At 68.3% G+C, this 17,516-nt stretch carries 17 protein-coding genes; 10 read left to right on the plus strand and 7 right to left on the minus strand.

Annotated features, from left to right (window positions below):
• Positions 1-17: 17 nt before the first annotated feature.
• The 5 genes from putA to D5084_RS11740 all read left to right on the plus strand — a co-directional run bounded on the left by putA (position 18) and on the right by D5084_RS11740 (position 6,409).
• Complete coding sequence (gene putA / locus D5084_RS11720) at positions 18-3,467, plus strand: bifunctional proline dehydrogenase/L-glutamate gamma-semialdehyde dehydrogenase PutA (RefSeq protein WP_128515678.1); 3,450 nt, start codon at positions 18-20, stop codon at positions 3,465-3,467.
• A gap of 32 nt (positions 3,468-3,499) precedes the next feature.
• On the plus strand, positions 3,500-4,243 hold the full coding sequence (locus tag D5084_RS11725; protein WP_128515679.1) for a rhomboid family intramembrane serine protease: 744 nt from the start codon (positions 3,500-3,502) through the stop codon (positions 4,241-4,243).
• 56 nt (positions 4,244-4,299) lie between these two features.
• Entirely contained in the window at positions 4,300-5,013 is a 714-nt protein-coding gene (locus D5084_RS11730) for a DUF1194 domain-containing protein (protein WP_128515680.1), read from the plus strand.
• Positions 5,014-5,128: 115 nt separating this feature from the next.
• Positions 5,129-5,551, plus strand: coding sequence for a L,D-transpeptidase (locus D5084_RS11735; protein WP_128515681.1), 423 nt, complete (start codon positions 5,129-5,131; stop codon positions 5,549-5,551).
• A gap of 72 nt (positions 5,552-5,623) precedes the next feature.
• A complete protein-coding gene (locus D5084_RS11740; RefSeq protein WP_128515682.1) occupies positions 5,624-6,409 on the plus strand; it encodes an inositol monophosphatase family protein in 786 nt (261 codons plus the stop codon).
• Positions 6,410-6,474: 65 nt separating this feature from the next.
• On the opposite strand, the gene D5084_RS11745 is transcribed toward D5084_RS11740, so the two are convergent.
• Positions 6,475-7,380, minus strand: a complete 906-nt coding sequence (locus D5084_RS11745) for a LysR family transcriptional regulator (RefSeq protein ID WP_128515683.1) — start codon at positions 7,378-7,380, stop codon at positions 6,475-6,477.
• Positions 7,381-7,465: 85 nt separating this feature from the next.
• Here D5084_RS11745 and metF point away from each other — a divergent pair, with 85 nt between their 5' ends.
• The 4 genes from metF to D5084_RS11765 all read left to right on the plus strand — a co-directional run bounded on the left by metF (position 7,466) and on the right by D5084_RS11765 (position 11,241).
• Complete coding sequence (gene metF, locus D5084_RS11750) at positions 7,466-8,332, plus strand: methylenetetrahydrofolate reductase [NAD(P)H] (RefSeq protein ID WP_128515684.1); 867 nt, start codon at positions 7,466-7,468, stop codon at positions 8,330-8,332.
• 148 nt (positions 8,333-8,480) lie between these two features.
• The gene (aroQ, locus tag D5084_RS11755; protein ID WP_128515685.1) at positions 8,481-8,921 is read left to right on the plus strand and encodes a type II 3-dehydroquinate dehydratase; all 441 of its coding nucleotides are present in this window, start codon (positions 8,481-8,483) and stop codon (positions 8,919-8,921) included.
• Entirely contained in the window at positions 8,918-10,180 is a 1,263-nt protein-coding gene (locus D5084_RS11760; protein WP_128515686.1) for an AMP-binding protein, read from the plus strand. The genes aroQ and D5084_RS11760 overlap by 4 nt, the downstream gene beginning before the upstream one ends.
• Positions 10,168-11,241 (plus strand): thiolase family protein, encoded by a 1,074-nt coding sequence (locus tag D5084_RS11765; RefSeq protein WP_128515687.1) that lies wholly within the window; start codon positions 10,168-10,170, stop codon positions 11,239-11,241. The genes D5084_RS11760 and D5084_RS11765 overlap by 13 nt, the downstream gene beginning before the upstream one ends.
• On the opposite strand, the gene D5084_RS11770 is transcribed toward D5084_RS11765, so the two are convergent.
• From D5084_RS11770 to D5084_RS11795, 6 genes are all read right to left on the minus strand, one after another.
• The gene (locus D5084_RS11770; RefSeq protein WP_128515688.1) at positions 11,230-11,775 is read right to left on the minus strand and encodes a biotin transporter BioY; all 546 of its coding nucleotides are present in this window, start codon (positions 11,773-11,775) and stop codon (positions 11,230-11,232) included. The two genes, D5084_RS11765 and D5084_RS11770, sit on opposite strands and share 12 nt — an antisense overlap.
• Before the next feature lie 30 nt (positions 11,776-11,805).
• Positions 11,806-12,405 (minus strand): energy-coupling factor transporter transmembrane component T family protein, encoded by a 600-nt coding sequence (locus tag D5084_RS11775; RefSeq protein WP_128515689.1) that lies wholly within the window; start codon positions 12,403-12,405, stop codon positions 11,806-11,808.
• A complete protein-coding gene (locus tag D5084_RS11780) occupies positions 12,380-13,111 on the minus strand; it encodes an energy-coupling factor ABC transporter ATP-binding protein (protein WP_128515690.1) in 732 nt (243 codons plus the stop codon). The genes D5084_RS11775 and D5084_RS11780 overlap by 26 nt, the downstream gene beginning before the upstream one ends.
• A 166-nt stretch (positions 13,112-13,277) precedes the next feature.
• The gene (locus tag D5084_RS11785) at positions 13,278-13,544 is read right to left on the minus strand and encodes a YMGG-like glycine zipper-containing protein (protein ID WP_238382628.1); all 267 of its coding nucleotides are present in this window, start codon (positions 13,542-13,544) and stop codon (positions 13,278-13,280) included.
• A gap of 141 nt (positions 13,545-13,685) precedes the next feature.
• The gene (locus D5084_RS11790) at positions 13,686-14,837 is read right to left on the minus strand and encodes a sugar-transfer associated ATP-grasp domain-containing protein (RefSeq protein ID WP_128515691.1); all 1,152 of its coding nucleotides are present in this window, start codon (positions 14,835-14,837) and stop codon (positions 13,686-13,688) included.
• Between the two features lie 5 nt (positions 14,838-14,842).
• Positions 14,843-16,120 carry a 4-aminobutyrate--2-oxoglutarate transaminase gene (locus D5084_RS11795; RefSeq protein ID WP_128515692.1) on the minus strand — a complete coding sequence of 426 codons (1,278 nt, stop codon included), beginning with the start codon at positions 16,118-16,120 and terminating at the stop codon, positions 14,843-14,845.
• A 171-nt stretch (positions 16,121-16,291) separates the two neighbouring features.
• On the opposite strand from D5084_RS11795, the gene dprA reads away from it, so the two are divergent.
• The gene (dprA, locus tag D5084_RS11800) at positions 16,292-17,449 is read left to right on the plus strand and encodes a DNA-processing protein DprA (RefSeq protein WP_238382629.1); all 1,158 of its coding nucleotides are present in this window, start codon (positions 16,292-16,294) and stop codon (positions 17,447-17,449) included.
• The last annotated feature ends 67 nt before the right edge of the window (positions 17,450-17,516 follow it).

Consider the following 17,516-nt stretch of genomic DNA (forward strand, 5'->3'; position numbering starts at 1 on the left):
AAAGAAGGGTGTCTGCGATGAAAGATCAAACCGCTCCTGCTGCCTGGTCCGTCATCACGACGGGCGCACTGACCGACGAGACCGCGCTGGTCCAGCGCCTTGCGGCCGAGGCCGCGCTGGACGCGCCCGCCCGCGCCGCCATCGTGGCGCAGGGGGCCGACCTGGTGCGGCGCATAAGGTCCAGCGCCCGGCCCGGGCTGATGGAGGTCTTCCTTGCCGAATACGGCCTGTCCACCGACGAAGGCATCGCGCTGATGTGTCTGGCCGAGGCGCTGTTGCGGGTGCCGGATGCCGAGACGATGGATGCGCTGATCGAGGACAAGATCGCCCCCAGCGACTGGGGCCGGCATCTGGGGAAATCGGCCTCCAGCCTGGTCAATGCCTCGACCTGGGCCTTGATGCTGACCGGCAAGGTGCTGGACGACCGCGAGGGCGGCATCGCGGGTGCCCTGCGCGGCGCGGTGCGGCGGCTGGGCGAGCCGGTGATCCGCACTGCCGTCTCCCGCGCGATGCGGGAGATGGGCCGCAACTTCGTGCTGGGCGAGACCATCGACACGGCCATGGACCGGGCCGAAGAGATGGAGGCGAAGGGCTATACCTACAGCTACGACATGCTGGGCGAGGCGGCCCGGACCGAGGCCGATGCGCGGCGGTATCACCTGTCGTATTCCCGCGCGATCACGGCGATTGCCCGGGCGGCCAAGGGCAACGACATCCGCACCAATCCCGGCATCTCGGTCAAGCTCTCGGCGCTGCATCCGCGCTATGAGGTCGCCAAACGCGCGCGGGTGATGGAGGAACTGGTCCCCCGCGTCCGCGCTCTGGCCTCGCTGGCGAAGGCGGCGGGGCTGGGCTTCAACATCGACGCCGAGGAGGCCGACCGGCTGGCCCTGTCGCTGGAGGTGATCGAGGCCACCCTTTCGGACCCTGCGCTGAAGGGCTGGGACGGGTTCGGCGTGGTGGTGCAGGCCTACGGGCGCCGCGCGGGGGCGGTGATCGACTGGCTGCACGCGCTGGCGGTGAAGCTGGACCGGCGGATCATGGTCCGGCTGGTCAAGGGCGCCTATTGGGATGCCGAGGTGAAACGGGCGCAGGTCCTGGGGCTGGAGAGCTTCCCCGTCTTCACCCGCAAACAGTCGACCGATGTGTCCTACATCGCCAATGCGCGGAAACTGCTGTCGCTGACCGATCGCATCTATCCGCAGTTCGCCACCCACAATGCCCATACCGTTGCTGCCGTCCTGCATATCGCGGACGAACTGGGCCTGACGCCGATGGACTACGAATTCCAGCGTCTGCACGGGATGGGCGAGCGGCTGCATGACATCGTGCTGACCGACCACGGCACGCGCTGCCGCATCTATGCGCCGGTGGGCGCGCACCGGGACCTGCTGGCCTATCTCGTCCGGCGTCTGCTGGAGAACGGCGCGAATTCCAGCTTCGTCAACCAGATCGTCGATGAGGAGGTCCCGCCGGAAACCGTCGTCGCCTGCCCGCTGACGGCGGTGGAGGGTCTGGCGACCATTCCCAGCCCGGCGCTGAAGACCGGTCCGGCGCTGTTCGGGGCGCGGAAGAACTCGCGCGGTTGGGACCTGACCGATGCCGCCGATCTTGAAGCGATCGAGAAGGCCCGCGCTCCCTTTGCCGAGGCCCGCATCGACGCCGCCCCGCGTCTGGCCGGTCGGGTCGTGGGCGGCGCGCAGCTTGCGGTGCTGAACCCCGCAACCGGCGCGCTGGTCGGCCATGTCACCACCGCAGGCCTGCCGGATGTGGACACGGCCCTGCGCCTTGCCGAGCCCTGGGCCGCCGCCGCGCCGGAACGCGGCACTGTCCTCAACCGCGCCGCCGACCGTATGGAGGCCGATTTCGGCCGTATCTTCGCGCTTCTGGCGCGGGAGGCGGGCAAGACGCTGGCCGATGCGGTATCCGAACTGCGCGAGGCGGTGGATTTCCTGCGCTACTATGCCATCCAGACCGCCCAGCCGCACCCCGCCCGAGGCGTCTTTGCCTGCATCAGCCCCTGGAACTTCCCGCTGGCCATCTTCTGCGGCCAGATCGGCGCGGCGCTGGCCGCCGGGAATGCCGTCATTGCCAAACCCGCCGAACAGACCCCGCTGATCGCCGCCGTGGCCGTCGACCACCTGCTAGCCGCCGGAGTGCCTCCGACCGCGCTGCAACTTCTTCCCGGCGACGGCGCCATCGGAGCGGCGCTGACCCGCGATCCGCGGGTGAACGGGGTTGCCTTCACCGGCTCGACCGAAACCGCGCAGGCGATCCGCCGCGCCATGGCCGACCATCTTGACCCCACCGCCCCGCTGATCGCCGAAACCGGGGGCCTGAACGCGATGCTGGTCGATTCCACGGCGCTGCCCGAACAGGCGGTGCGGGACATCATCGCCTCTGCCTTCCAGTCGGCCGGGCAGCGGTGTTCGGCGCTGCGCTGTCTTTATGTGCAAGAGGACGTGGCCGAAACCGTGTCCGAAATGCTCTTCGGCGCTATGGAGGAGCTGTCGCTGGGCGATCCCTGGGCCCTGTCCACCGACATCGGTCCGGTGATCGACGCCGAGGCGCAGGCGGGCATCCGCGCCTATGTGGAAGCCGCCCGCGCCGAGGGTCGGGTGCTGAAAGAGCTGAAGGCACCGGGGCAGGGGACCTTCGTTGCCCCCACCGTCCTGTCCGTCACAGGGATCCAGGACATGCCGAGGGAAATCTTCGGCCCGGTCCTGCACATCGCCACCTTCAAGGCCCATGACATCGACCGGGTCATCGCCGCGATCAATGCCACCGGCTACGGCCTGACCTTCGGCCTGCACTCCCGCATCGACGACCGGGTGCAGCACATCGTGGACGGGCTGCATGTCGGCAACACCTACGTCAACCGCAACCAGATCGGCGCGGTGGTGGGCTCGCAGCCCTTCGGGGGAGAGGGGCTGTCGGGAACCGGCCCCAAGGCGGGCGGGCCGCATTATCTGGCGCGGTTCACGGTCGCGCCAGTGCCCGAGGCCTTGCCGGATCCGGCGGAGACAGCGCCCGACGAGGTCGCCCGGACCCTGGCAACCCCCCGGCCCGCGATGGCGCCGATCACCGAGGACATGCCCGGTCCGACGGGAGAGTCGAACCGCCTGACGCTGATCCCGCGTGCACCGCTTCTGTGCCTTGGCCCCGGCCGCGCGACCGCCCTGCAACAGGCCGAAGCGATCCGCAGGCTGGGCGGCCATGCGGTCGAAGCGCCGGGCCTGCCTTGCGAGGCGCTGGTCACGCTGCAAGGCTTTTCCGGCGCGCTGTGGTGGGGTGGGCCCGACACCGGACGGCCCTATGCCCAGGCGCTTGCCCGGCGCAAGGGGCCGATCCTGCCGCTGATCGCGATGCCGGACGCAGGCCATGTCCACCTGGAGCGCCACCTCTGCATCGACACCACGGCCTCGGGCGGCAATGCCCAGCTTCTGGCCGCCGTCGCCGATGCTTGACGCTTCCTTGCGGATCGGAAAGGCTGCGCCGCATGTTTCCGATCCGCGACCATAACCCCTCGGGGCGCACGCCCTTTGTGACCTTCGCGCTGATCGCGAGCAACATTCTGATTTTCCTGGCATATTTCACCTCGCGGTCGGAATGGCAGCTGCAGGAATTCTTCATGACCTGGGGCCTGGTCCCGGCCCGCGTCCTGTCGGGCGAGGGGCTGGAGACCATCGTCACCTCGATGTTCCTGCATGGCAGCTGGATGCACCTGGCCGGGAACATGCTGTTTCTCTGGATCTACGGCGACAACCTGGAGGAAGAGATGGGCCATTTCGGCTTTCTGATCTTCTATCTGGCTTGCGGAGTGGTGGCGGGGCTGGCGCAGGCCTTGCCGGACCCGGGATCCCCGGTGCCGATGGTGGGCGCCTCGGGCGCGATCGCGGGGGTGATGGGTGGCTATCTCCTGCTGTTTCCCAGGGCGAAGGTCGATGTCCTGTTCATCTTCATCATCTTCTTCCGCATCGTCGCCATTCCTGCCTGGATCGTTCTGGGCCTGTGGCTGGTGATCCAGATCGGCTCGGGCGTCTCGGTGCCGGGGGATGAGGGCGGGGTCGCCTACTGGGCCCATGTCGGAGGCTTTGTCGCGGGTCTTGTCCTGACGCTGCCCGCCTGGATGCGGCGCGGGGCACGCCGGTACTGGCAGGCGACCGAAGGCCACCCGCCGCATCCCGAAACCCGGTTTCAGGCATCGCGGTCGAACGTGCCCCTGGTGCGCCGTCGCCGCTGAGCCCGTTTGACGGCAGGGGCGGTCCGGCGCAGGATTGCGCAGGGAAGGGGGATGCCATGCCGCCGCTTGCCGACCTTCTGCGCCGTGCTGCCCTGGGCCTCGGGGCCGGACTTGCCACCCCGGTCCTGGCCGATTGCCGCCTGGCCCTGGCGCTTGCCGTCGACATCTCGCGCTCCATCGATTCGCAGGACTACATCATCCAGACCGAAGGCCTGGCCCTGGCGCTGGAGGATCGCGAGATCCGGCGGGCGATCCTTGCGGCCGACGGAGAGGTCGTCCTGGCCGTCTACTACTGGTCGGGACGTGGCTATCAGGACCTGGTGCAGCCCTGGGTCCGGCTCGACAGCCCCGAGGCGCTGGACCGGGTGATCTGGACCGTGCGCCGCACGCCCCGGCCTCCGGCCCGGCTGGCCACCGCGCTTGGCGATGCGCTGCGCTATGGCCGGGCGCTGATGGACGATGCGCCCGATTGCGACCGCCGGGTGATCGACGTGGCGGGCGACGGACAGAACAACGAGGGCATCTCGGTCGCCCGGACCTATGAGCGCGAGGATTTCACCGGCATCACCGTGAACGGACTGGCGGTCGGCGAGCACGAGGCCGGCATCCTGGACTACTACCGGACCGAAGTGATCCGCGGCCCCGGAGCCTTTGTCGAAAGCGCGCCGATGCAGACCGATTATCCCGCCGCGATCCGCCGCAAACTTCTGCGCGAGCTGCAAGGCCCGGTGATCGGCGCGCTGATTGCGCCCGGGCCAGACGACGGTTGACCGAAACCCGCCACAAATCCGGGATTCCTGACCGGATTTTTGCCGCCTTTTCATTGACTACTGCGGCAGGGCGGGAATTCTGCCCCTGAATTGATGCAGACATTCGGAGGTTTCCATGCGCCGCCATTTTGCCGCGCTTGCTCTGGTCCTGGCATTCCTGCCCGGGCAGGCCCTTGCCGACCGGGTTCTGGCCCGTGTCTCGATTTCGACGCAGACCATGAAGGTCTACCACGAGGGACGTCTGCTTTACACCTGGCCGGTCTCGACAGCGAAGGCGGGCAAGATCACCCCGGCCGGAACCTTCGAGCCCGAGTTCCTGTCGAAGAACCACCGTTCGCGCCGCTACAACAACGCGCCGATGCCCTATGCGATCTTCTACGACGGGAATTATGCGATCCACGGCACCGACCAGATCAAGCGTCTGGGCAAGCCCGCCAGCCACGGCTGTGTCCGGCTGCATCCCGACAACGCGAAGATCCTGTTCCAGATGGTCAAGGCCGAGGGGATGGAGAATACGCGCGTGGTGATCGTCCAGTAGGCCCGCGGCCCCCTTCCTTTCCGGCCCCCGACCCGCTATAGCGCCGGGCTTGAAAAGCTGCGGGAGCGGATGATGCAAGGCTCGGCCAACCTCAACCTGATGATCAAGGCCGCGCGCAAGGCGGGCCGCAGCCTGGTCAAGGACTTCCGCGAGGTCGAGAACCTTCAGGTTTCCACCAAAGGACCGGGGGACTTCGTCTCGAAGGCGGATCGCGAGGCCGAGCGGCTTATCAAGGAGGAACTCCTCGGCGGCCGCCCGACCTATGGCTGGATCGGCGAGGAAACCGGTGTGACCGCAGGGGCCGACCCGACCCGGCGCTGGATCGTCGATCCGCTGGATGGGACCACCAATTTCCTGCACGGGATGCCGCATTGGGCCGTCAGCATCGCGCTGGAGCACAAGGGCGAGATCGTCAGTGCCGTGGTCTATGATCCGGCCAAGGATGAGATGTTCTGGGCCGAAAAGGGCGCGGGCTGCTGGCTGAACGACAACCGGCGGCTGCGCGTGTCTGGGCGGCGGGCGATGCATGAGGCGGTGTTTGCCACGGGCGTGCCCTTCGGTGCCAAGTCGACGCTGCCCGCGATGCTGAAGGACCTCGGCCGCCTGATGCCCGCCTGCGCCGGTGTCCGACGCTGGGGGGCGGCGGCGCTGGACCTCGCCTATGTCGCGGCGGGCCGGTTCGACGGCTATTGGGAGCGCGAGCTTTCCGCCTGGGATGTGGCGGCAGGCATCCTTCTGGTCAAGGAAGCCGGTGGTCTGGTGGAAGGACTGCGCGAAGGCACCGATCCCCTGGACGGGGCGCTGATCGCCGCGAACGATTCGCTTTTCAAGGCCCTGGCCGACACGATCCGCGCCTGACGCCAAGCGCCGATTTCTTCCAAGAAATCGGTCCGGAACTTTCGAAAATTCCGGTGCCCGGCCGATCACCCGCGCTGGAGTTTCACCGGCTCGGACCGTGCCAGCCGCAGGAAATGCGCGATGTAGGGCTTGGCCGCATCCTCTTCCCGCGTGGCCGCATACATCCGCTTTGTCACCACCCCTGGCCCCAAGGGCCGCGTGATGTAATCCGCGTTCGTCTTCACCTCGCGCATCACCCAGTCCGGCAGCACGGCCACGCCACGGTTCGAGCCCACGAGCATCAGGATCACCGCCGTCAGCTCTGCTGTCCGCTGGGCGCGAGGCTCGACCTTGGCGGGCGTCAGGATTTCGCTGAACACGTCCAGCTTGTCGCGGCTGACCGGGTAGGTGATCAGCACCTGATCGCGGAAATCCTCGGCCGTGATGAAATCCTTTGCGGCAAGGGGGTTCTGCGCCGATGCGACAAAGGTCGGGTGGTAGTCGAAAAGGGGGTTGAACACGATCCCCGGCGGCGGTTCGCGGTCCGACGAGATCACCAGATCCACATCCTCGCGGTTCAGCGCGGGCAGGGCCTCGAAGGCCAACCCCGCCCGGATGTCCACGTCGATTTCGGGCCAGGCGTGGCGGAACATCTCCAGCACCGGGAACAGCCAGTCGAAACAGGCGTGGCACTCGATCGCGATATGCAAGCGGCCCGTCCGCCCGGCGCGCAGGGCGCGGAACTCCTCTTCCATCGCGTCGATCTCGGGCAGGATGCGTTCCGCTGCCCGCAGCATCCGCACCCCCGCTGCCGACAGCCGCATGGGTTTCGAGCGGCGCACGAACAGCTCCATCCCCGCCTGATCTTCCAGCCCCTTCACCTGATGGCTCAGCGCGGATTGCGTCATGTTCAGCATCTCTGCCGCGCGGGCAAGCCCCCCCGCCTGCTGGATCGCGCGGATGGTCCGCAAGTGGCGCAGCTCGATGTACATGAATGAACCTCATGAAGATCGTGAGAATTATGAATTGGTCTCACAAGCGCCGATTTGCGACAAGGGGGCAATGAAGGAGACGACAATGGCCACGCCCCGTATCAGTTTCGAATTCTTCCCGCCGCAGTCGCTGGACGCCTCGTTCCGGCTGTGGGAGACGGTTCAGGCCCTGGCCCCGATGCAGCCGTCGTTCGTGTCCGTCACCTATGGCGCGGGCGGCACCACGCGGACGCTGACGCATGAGGCGGTCTCGACCATCCACCGCAACTACGGCCTGCCCGTTGCCGCGCATTTGACCTGCGTCGATGCCACGCAGACCGAGACGCTGGCCATCGCCGAGGCCTATGCCGCTGCCGGCGTGACCGAGATCGTCGCCCTGCGCGGCGATGCCCCGAAAGGCGCGCAACGCTTTGTTCCGCATCCCCTGGGCTTTGCCAACTCTGTCGAACTGGTGGAAAAACTGGCCCGAACGGGCAAGTTCAACATCCGCGTCGGCGCCTACCCCGAGCCGCACCCCGATGCCGCCGACGCGACCTCCGACGTGACCTGGCTGAAACGCAAGATCGACGCGGGCGCCTCATCGGCGATCACCCAGTTCTTCTTCGAGGCCGACACCTTCTTCCGCTTCCGCGATGCCTGCGCCAAGGCCGGGATCACCGCGCCGATCATCCCCGGCATCCTGCCGATCACCTCGTGGGAGGGCGCCAGGAAATTCGCCCGCCGCTGCGGAGCCACCGTGCCGAAGAAACTGGACGAAGCCTTCGCCACCGCCGCCCGCGACGGCCGTGAAGAACTGCTTGCGCTCGCCCAATGCACCCAGCTTTGCGACAGGCTGCTCCAGGGCGGGGTGGAGGACCTGCATTTCTACACCCTGAACCGCCCGCACCTGACCCGCGAAGTCGTCCGGGCCCTCGGCATCCTGCCCGAACTCGTCCTCGAGAAAGTCGCCTGACCGCGTCCCCGGTCAGGGCCAACGGCGTCTCCCTGGGCGGCTTTCCGACCTGTCCCCAGCAGGCCCCCGGAAAGCCGCCGATTTTTTGCCCGTTGTCCCCGCAAGCATATCGGCTACTCTCGCGCGACCCCAAAGTGCGGACCCCGAAATGCCGAAGCTCGTCACCCTTCTGAACGGCCCGAACCTGAACCTTCTCGGCCTGCGCCAGCCCGAGATCTACGGGCGCGAGACGCTGGACGACGTGTCGGCCAGGGTCTCGGATCTGGCCGAGGAACTGGGCCTTGCGGTCCGCGCCCTGCAATCGAACCACGAAGGCCAGCTTGTCGACTGGATCCACGAGGCGCGCGGCACATCGGCGGCGATCATCATCAACCCCGGTGCCTATTCGCATACCTCGGTCGCGATCCTCGATGCGCTGAACGCCTATGACGGCCCGGTGATCGAGGTCCACATCTCCAATATCCACAAGCGCGAGGCGTTCCGGCATCACTCCTACGTCTCGTCCCGCGCCGACGGGGTGATCGCAGGCTGCGGGACGGATGGCTACCTTCTGGCGCTGCGCCGGATCGCCTCGCTTCTCATGGCATGACCGACCGCTTCCGCTGGCACCCCGAGGCCCGGCTTTTCGACAGCTCGGGGGCTGACGTGCCACCCGTCCCAGCCGCCTCCGGGCCGGTCCTGCCTGACAGCGCCTCGGGCCTCGCTGCGGCGTTCGACCTCCCGGCCTTCCGCATCGGGGCACCCGACCAACCCCCGCCCGAACCCCATGACCAGCCGATCCTTGAGACCCTGACCTCCGGCTCCACCGGCCAACCCCGGCGCATCCGCCGCACCCAGGGGTCCTGGACCGCCAGCTTCGCCGTCAACGCGCGGCTCGGCATCGGCCCCGGCGCGCGCGTCGCCACGCTTGGCCGCCTTGTCCATTCCCTCGCGCTCTACGGCGCGATCGAGGGCCTGCACCTCGGCGCCCATGTCCACCTCCTCGCCGACCTCCGCCCCGACCGCCAGCGCGCCGCGCTGGCCGACAGGCAGATCACCCACCTCTATGCCACCCCGGCCCAGCTTCGCCTTCTCATCGGCCCTGAAACCCTCCCCGACCTCCGCCTCATCCTTGTCGGCGGCTCCAAGCTTGACGCCACCCTCCGCGCCCGCCTTGCGACCCTCGCCCCGAACGCCTGCATCCGCGAATTCTACGGCGCCGCCGAGACCAGCTTCATCACCCTTGCTGACGAGACCACCCCTGACCCTTCCGTCGGCCGCCCCTATCCCGGTGTCGATCTCCACCTCGATCCGACCGGCGAAGTCTGGGTCAAAAGCCCCTACCTTTTCCTGGGCTATGCCTCGCCTTTCCCTGCACAAAATATCCCCGCCGGAGGCATGTCCGAGCCGGTTGCGCGCCCTTCGCGCGCAGAGGCGAGACAAGAGGCTTGCGCGTCAGCGCTCAATCCGAAAACCGCCCCCACCCGCTGGCGCGACGGTTGGCTGTCCGTGGGCGAGATCGGCGACCTCAGGGGCGGTTTTCTCTATCTGAAAGGCCGCGCCGGACGCATGGTCACCGTCGCCGACCAGAACGTCTTTCCCGAAGAGATCGAGCTTTTCCTGGAAACGATGCCCGGTGTCACCCGGGCGGCCGTGGTGCCAAGGCCTGACCCGATCCGCGGCCAGGTGCTGGTGGCGATCCTGCAGGGCGACGCTGGGCAGGAGGCGGCCATCCTGACCGCGCTCCGCCAAACCCTCGGCCCGACGCGCGCGCCGAAGGCGGTGATCTGGCGGCAGGACTGGCCGGTTCTCGCTTCGGGCAAGACCGATTTCAACGCGCTGGGGGCAAGCCTGCCATGGCCCGCCTGATCGCCGCGCGCCGGACCGCCGTCGTGCCGCGCGGGGGGGCCTTTGCGCGGCTGTCGCTGGAGGACCTCGCGGCCCCGGTCCTGACCGCCTGTCTGGCCGATGCCGGAATCGCCCCCGGTCAGGTGGACGAGCTGATCCTGTCGAACGCCCTTGGAGCGGGAGGCAACCCGGCGCGGCGGGTCGCGCTGGCCGCCGGGCTGCCCGAATCGGTTGCCGGGCTGACCATCGACCGGCAATGCGCCGGGGGGCTGGATGCCATTCTTCTGGCTCGGGCGCTGGTCGACTCCGGCGCGGCTGAGGTCGTCCTTGCCGGGGGCGTCGAAAGCTATTCCCGCCGCCCCCTGCGCTTGCGCACCGATCCCGATGGCGGTCCGCCGGTCGCCTATGACGAGGCCCCGTTCACCCCCTGGCCGGATCGAAATCCGGGGATGGCCGAAGCCGCCGAGGCGCTGGCAAGGCGGTTGGGCATCGGGCGCGACCGGCAAGAGGCCTGGGCGGTGGCCAGCCACGACAAGGCGCTGCGGGCCGACCTGTCGCCGGAAATCGTGCCGCTTCAGGGGGTGACAGCCGACGCCTTCCCCCGACCGCTCACCCCCCGACTTCTCTCCCGCGCCCCGGTGGTGCAGGGCAGCATCACCGCCGCCACCGCCGCCGTCGCCGCCGATGCCGCTGCGGTCTGTCTGGTGGTCAGCGACCGGATTGCGCGGGGGCGGGGCCTCGCTCTGCTTGCGGGCCGGACCGTCGGGGGCGACCCGACCGAACCCGGGCTGGCCCCGGTCGCCGCGATCCGGGCGATCTGGCGCCGAGAGCCGCTGGCCATGGCCGAAGTGATGGAAGCCTATGCCGTCCAGGCCATCGCGGTGGTCGAGGCAGCGGGACTTGACCCCGCCATCGTCAACCCTGCGGGCGGGGGGCTTGCCCGGGGCCATCCGGTCGGGGCCTCTGGGGCGATCCTTGCGGTCCGGTTGTTCCACGGGCTGCGGCAGGGCCGGGGCCTTGCCGCCATTGCCGCGGCGGGCGGGATCGGGACCGCGCTTCTGGTCGAAGCCTCAGGCGCGTGACTGGACCACGCCGGGCCGCATCCGGGCCAGTTGCCCGGTGACAAGCCCCGTGGCGATCGCCTTGATCATGTCGCCCGGCAGAAAGGCCACCGCGCCGGCCGCAGTTTCCGCCAGCGTCAGGTCGTTCATGTAGGCGGCCACAGGGATGCCGATCGTGTAAAGCACGATCATCCCGCCCCCCACCGCCGCCACGCCGGCGGCAAAGGTCAGCGGCAACGCGGTCAGGCGCTGGGTCAGCCAGCCGGTGACGTAGGCCGCCACCGGGAAGCCGAGCACATAGCCGATACGCGGGGTGTAGAGCACCGACCACAGGTTTGCGCCCCCGGACAGCAGCGGCAGGCCCAGGGCGAGCAGCCCGATGAACACCAGCACCGCCAGCGCGCCCTTCCTCGCGCCCAGCACGGCTCCGGCCAGCATGACGCCGAAGGACTGGAAGGTGATCGGCACGCCTGCGACCATGTCGATCCGGGGCAGGAAGCCCAGGACCGAGATCAGCGCGGCAAACAGGGCGATATGGGCAAGGCTGCGTTCCAATGCGGGTCTCCTTCTCTGGGTCTGCGGGTGTTATACCAAAGCACTTCGGGCGCGCAAGGCTTCGGCGGCATGGTCGGCCTCGTCCAGCGCCGCAATGGCAAGGGGAACCAGCAGGCGGTGACGAGCCTTGCGGGCGGACCGGGCCCGCCAGGCCTCGGCCAGGTCGCTGGCCCGCTGCGTCAGGACCGGGATGAACCGGACCGCCATGGCCAGCGCCAGCGCGATGCGGTTGACCGGCAGGCCAAGGCGCTCCAGCGGGCGCAGAAGGGACGAGAACGCCGCCAGAAGCGCGTCGAACCGCGTGGTCAGCAGCATGAGCGTCGCCGCGCCGAACATGGTCAGCATCCGCAGGATGACCACCAGCCCGGCCTCGGGTGTGCCTCGGACCAGATGCCAGCCGCCGATCACCAGAACGAAGGGCCAGAGCAGCCACAGGCGGCGCGGCAGGCGGGCGGCCTCGACCGGACCCAGCGGCAGGTAGGCCAGCCACAGGCCCGCGAAGACCGCGGCCAGCAGGACAGGATCAGCGGTCAGCCCCAGAATCACGCCAAGCCCGGCGATGCCCGCCAGCTTGGCCGCCGCCGAAACCCGGTGCAGCGCGGTCTCAACCGGCAAGGTCAGCGTCAGCATCCGTCGCTCCGATCCGGGCCATTTCGGCGGTGTAAAGGGGGATCACCCTGGACGGAGGACCATCCGCCGCGATCCGCCCCGCGTCGAGCCAGATCACGCGGTCGCAGTCGCCCACGCTTGCCGGGTCATGGGTGATCGTCACCAACCGCTGCGGCAGGGCGGCAAAGCGGCGGGCAAGACGCGCCTGCGTCGGCAGGTCCAGCCCGGCAAGCGGCTCGTCCAGCAGGATCGTGCGCGGGGCCATCAGCAGGACCGCCATCAGGCACAGGTAATGGCGCTGGCCCTGGCTCAGACTGGTGACAGGGGCCTTGGCCCAATGCGCCCGGGCCTCGGACGCCAGGGCGGCATTGGCGCGGGCCAGGGCCTCGGACTGCGAGAGGCCCTGCTGCGCCAGACCGAAGGCGAGTTCCTCCTCGACGGTCGGGAACAGGATCTGGTGGTCGGGGTTCTGGAACAGGATGCCGATTCCTGCCAGCGCCGCGCGCCGATCGGCGAAGGGATCGAACCCGTCCACGCGAACCGTGCCGGTCTGCGGCGCGATCAGGCCCGCGATCAGCCGCAACAGCGTGGTCTTGCCCGAGCCGTTCCGGCCCAGGATGCCGATCCGCCGTTCGGTCAGACGCAGGCTCAGCCCGGTCAGGACCGGCCGGTCGCCAAGCACGACGCTGGCAGCGGCAATCTCGATCCCGGACGATGGATCAGCCATATCGGCCCCTGTGCTGGACTGGCCGCGCTTCTAGCCGCTCTGCCTGTCCTGCGAAAGGGCGCAAGGCTTTGCAGGTGCGCAGGGGGGCGCTGGGGGGATTGCATGAAAAAACCCCGGCCGCGGACGGCCAGGGTTTCCGAAAAAGTCGCTTGCAATGGTGCCGGGCTTACGCGCAGTCGGCGATGAAGCGGTTGCCGTACTGGTCGCGGTAGTAGCACTTGCCTCTCTGCGGCGCAGGCCCAAGCAGCTGCGAGGCGGCAACGCCGACCACGGCGCCGACCATCGCCCCTTTGGTGCGGTCCTTGTCCGACGACACCGCCGCCCCGACAGCAGCACCGCCCAAAGCGCCCAGCGTCGCGTTCTGTTCGGCCGGGGTGCAGGCTGCCACCAAGGCCAGAATCAGGGGAAGAGTAAGAAGAGAACGCTTCATCATGTGTGCTCCAATTGATGACTCATCTGCTGCATTCTAACGCCGTGCGGCGCAAAAGGTTCCACAACCTTCGGTTTGGCGGCGCTCTGGGCGGATTTCAACCGATTCGGTGCAGCAGGAGCAAATCCCTTGCCGTGCCGGCCATCAAAAGGCGGGGTTGCCGCCGCCGTGCTGGCGCGCGAAGGCCCGGGCGCGCTCGTAGGCCGGGCGCAGGTCGGGGTTCAGCAACGGTCGCTGTGCGGCGACCTGGTAGACGTGGCCGGGGCTGGCATTGGCCTCGTTCAGGATCGGCCCCGCATCGGTCAGGAACACATCCCAGCCGATGATCCCATGGCCCGGAAAGCTGGTGTGAGCCTCCTGGCAAATCTCGATCGCGCGTGCCCAGTCGGGCATCCTGAACCCAAGGAAGGGCAGATCAGGGTCATTCCCATGGCGCTGGTCTTCGGCCAGCGGGTCACGAAGGATGCGCAGCTTCACCACCTCGCCCGTGCCGATGTCGATCAGCCCCCAGATCCTCTGATCCTTCGCATCGCCGTCATGCATCGCCGTCTTCGCAGGCAGCCGGATCACCGCATACCAGGGCTCGATCCCCCGGTCGGTCCAAAGCGTCACGATGCGGACCGAAGCCATCGCCGCCCCGACATGCCGCCGCAGGCTGGCCTCGCACTGGTAGAAGGGCTGGAAGACATAGCCCTGCCTCCAGTCCCGGACGATCTCGGCGGCAAGCCCGTCCACCGGCACGATCTCTCCGGTCAGGAACCTGAGCCTGCCCGGCTCGGAGAGGCCCGAGATCGCCGCCGCCCCGCGGGCGAAACTGTCCGCCCGCGGCTTGCCGAAGACGGGAAGGTTTGCCGGATCGCCAAGGAACGCTTCCAGATCCTGCGCCGACCGCAAGGCGCGCAGATGGGGCAGGTCCGGCAGCGCCTCGCCCTCGGGCGCATAGGCGGCCAGCGTCCGGCTGACGGGCAGGCCCCGGGCAAACAGAAGCGCTTCGGTGCCGACCTTGTCGTTCACCAGATCATGCGCCAGCCCCCGGTCGGGCATGTTCAGCGAGCTGTTGAACTCATTGACCCGCCAGTTCGAGATGAAGTCGCGCAGGAAGGCCCTTCCACGGTCCTTTCTCCACAAGGCATAGGTGAAATATTCCTCGGGCCGAACCTTGTAGCGCCCAAGCTGCAACCGGACCATGGCAAGCCCCTGCCGCAAGGGGCCGGGCCCGCCCTTGGCGACCAGCTCCTCGACCGCCCGCTGCACATTGTATTTCCCTGCCTCGGACGTCGTCGACAGATAGCCCACCGAGGTCAGCCCTGGCGCGCCGCCGCGACCGAAGCCTCCAGGATGTCCATCGCTTCCGCGAAATGGGCATCCGGAATGGTGATCGGCGCCAGAAAGCGAATGACGTTGCCGTAGACACCGCAGGTCAGCAGGATCAGCCCGCGCTTCTGCGCCTCCAGCCGGACCCGTCCGGTAAAGCCCGCGTCGGGCTCATGGGTGCCCGGCTTGCCGAATTCGACCGCGACCATGAAGCCGGGGCCGCGGATGTCGATGATCTCGGGCGTGGTGGCGCGCAGGGCCTCGAGCCGCTGCTTCAACCGGCTGCCAAGCTCATTGGCACGGGCGCAGAGGTCTTCCTCCTCGATCACGTCCAGAACTGCATTGGCCGCCGCGATCCCAAGGGGGTTCCCGGCATAGGTGCCACCGAGGCCCCCCGGATTGGCCGCATCCATCAGCTCTGCGCGCCCCGTGACGGCCGCCAGCGGCAGCCCGCCCGCAAGGCCCTTGGCCATGGTGGTCAGATCGGCGGCGACCCCGTGCATCTCCATCGCGAAGAGGTGGCCGGTCCGGGCAAAGCCCGTCTGCACCTCGTCCGCGATCATCACGATGCCATGCTGGTCGCACAGTGCGCGGATCGCCTTCACAAGGTCGGTGGGCGCGGGGTAGAAGCCGCCTTCGCCTTGCACCGGTTCGAAGATGATCGCGGCCACCCGGGCCGGGTCGAGGTCGGCCTTGAAGAGCTTTTCGATCCCCGCCATCGCGTCCTTCGTCGAAATCCCGTGCGGCTCCATCGGGAAGGGGACATGGAAGACGTCCGGCATCATCGCGCCGAAGCCCTTCTTGTAGGGTTCGACCTTCCCGGTCAGCGACATGCCCATGAAGGTCCGGCCGTGGAAGCCGCCACCGAAGGCGATCACGGCGTTCCGGCCGGTGGCGATGCGGGCGATCTTGATCGCGTTCTCGCAGGCTTCCGCCCCGGTGGTCACGAAGATCGTCTTCTTCCTGAAATCGCCCGGCACCTTCTCGTTCAGCCGCTCGGCCAGACGGATGTAATTCTCATAGGGCATCACCTGGTGGCAGGTGTGGGTGAATTTCGTCATCTGGTTGGCCACCGCTGCCATGACCTTCGGATGGCAATGCCCGGTGTTCACCACCGCGATCCCGGCGGCAAAGTCGATGTAGCGGTTGCCCTCGATGTCCCAGACTTCCGCGTTCAGCGCCCGATCCGCATAGATCTGCGTCATCATCCCCACCCCGCGCGAGATGGCTTCGTCGCGGCGCTTGGCAACTTCGGCGTTCAACATGGTCTTTGCTCCCCAGAAGGCATGTCACCCGCAAAGACCGGACTCGGACCTCGGGGCCTTGACGCCATATGATCAAATATCCGCGCCGACTGCAATGCTTGTGACTGAAGGCCCGGATCACGTTCAGCATTCGTTAACCTTCCCCGGCGCAGACTGGCCGGAGCGAATGTGATGGGGCTTCCGATGGCGGATGGTCAGCTTGCGAACCACTCTTGCGCCCTGACGGTCGAGGATCGGCGCGACCGGCTGCGGCTGGCGCGGTCGCGGCGCGTGGGGGCGGTGACCTGGCACCGGCTGATGGCCGAACACGGCTCGGCCCGGGCGGCGCTGGCGGCCTTGCCGGGCATCGCCGCTGCGGCCGGGGTCGAGGATTACGAGGTCTGCCCGATGGGCGTGGTGCTGGCCGAGGAACGCCAGGGGCTTGCTGCGGGCGCCCGGCTCGTGGTCCATGGCGAGGCCGACTATCCCCGCGCCCTTTCCGACATCCCCGATGCGCCGCCGGTCCTGTGGGTGAAGGGCGACGCTGCGCTGCTTCATCGCCCGGCCACCGGCATGGTCGGCGCGCGCAACGCCTCGTCGCTGGGGATGCGCATGGCGCGCAGGCTGGGGCAGGGCCTGTCCGAGGCCGGGTTCACGGTGGTCTCGGGCCTCGCCCGCGGCATCGACACCGCCGCGCATGAGGCGGCGCTGGAGGGCGAAGGGCGAACGGTCGCGGTGATGGCCGGCGGGATCGACGTGATCTACCCGGCGGAAAACGACGGCCTTGCCCGCCTGATCGACGAAAGGGGCTGCCGGATCAGCGAACACCCGCCGGGGCTGGAGCCTCAGGCCCGCCACTTCCCCCTGCGCAACCGCATCGTCGCGGGCCTGTCGCGTGCCGTTGTCGTGGTCGAGGCGGCATCGAAATCCGGCAGTCTCATCACCGCGAAGGCGGCGCTCGACTATGGCCGCGAGGTGATGGCAGTGCCCGGCCACCCGTTCGATGCCCACGCCTCGGGCTGCAACGGGCTCATCCGCGACGGGGCGCTTCTGGTGCGCGGTCCGCAGGACGTGCTCGAGGCGCTGGGCGCCCCGACCGATGCGCGGCCCGAACCGGTCATGCAGCTTACGCCCCTGCCCGGGCCGGAAGCGCCGCAGCGCCCGCTGAAGGATGTGGCGCTGCTGCATTCCATGATCCTGAACCGGCTTGGCCCCAGCCCCCTGGCCGAGGATCAGCTGATGCGCGATCTGAAGGTCACCTCGGCCCAGCTTGCGCCCGAACTGCTGAGCCTGGAACTCGAAGGCCGCATTGCCCGTCAGCCGGGCGGGCTGCTGGCGCGGGTGGACTGACCGCACCGCCAGGCGCCGCTCATCCCTCCCCTGCGGTCGGTCTTCGCTCTGGCATCCGCCGGCGAGG

Source organism: Tabrizicola thermarum, from assembly GCF_003574395.1.
GTDB classification, from domain to species: domain Bacteria; phylum Pseudomonadota; class Alphaproteobacteria; order Rhodobacterales; family Rhodobacteraceae; genus Tabrizicola; species Tabrizicola thermarum.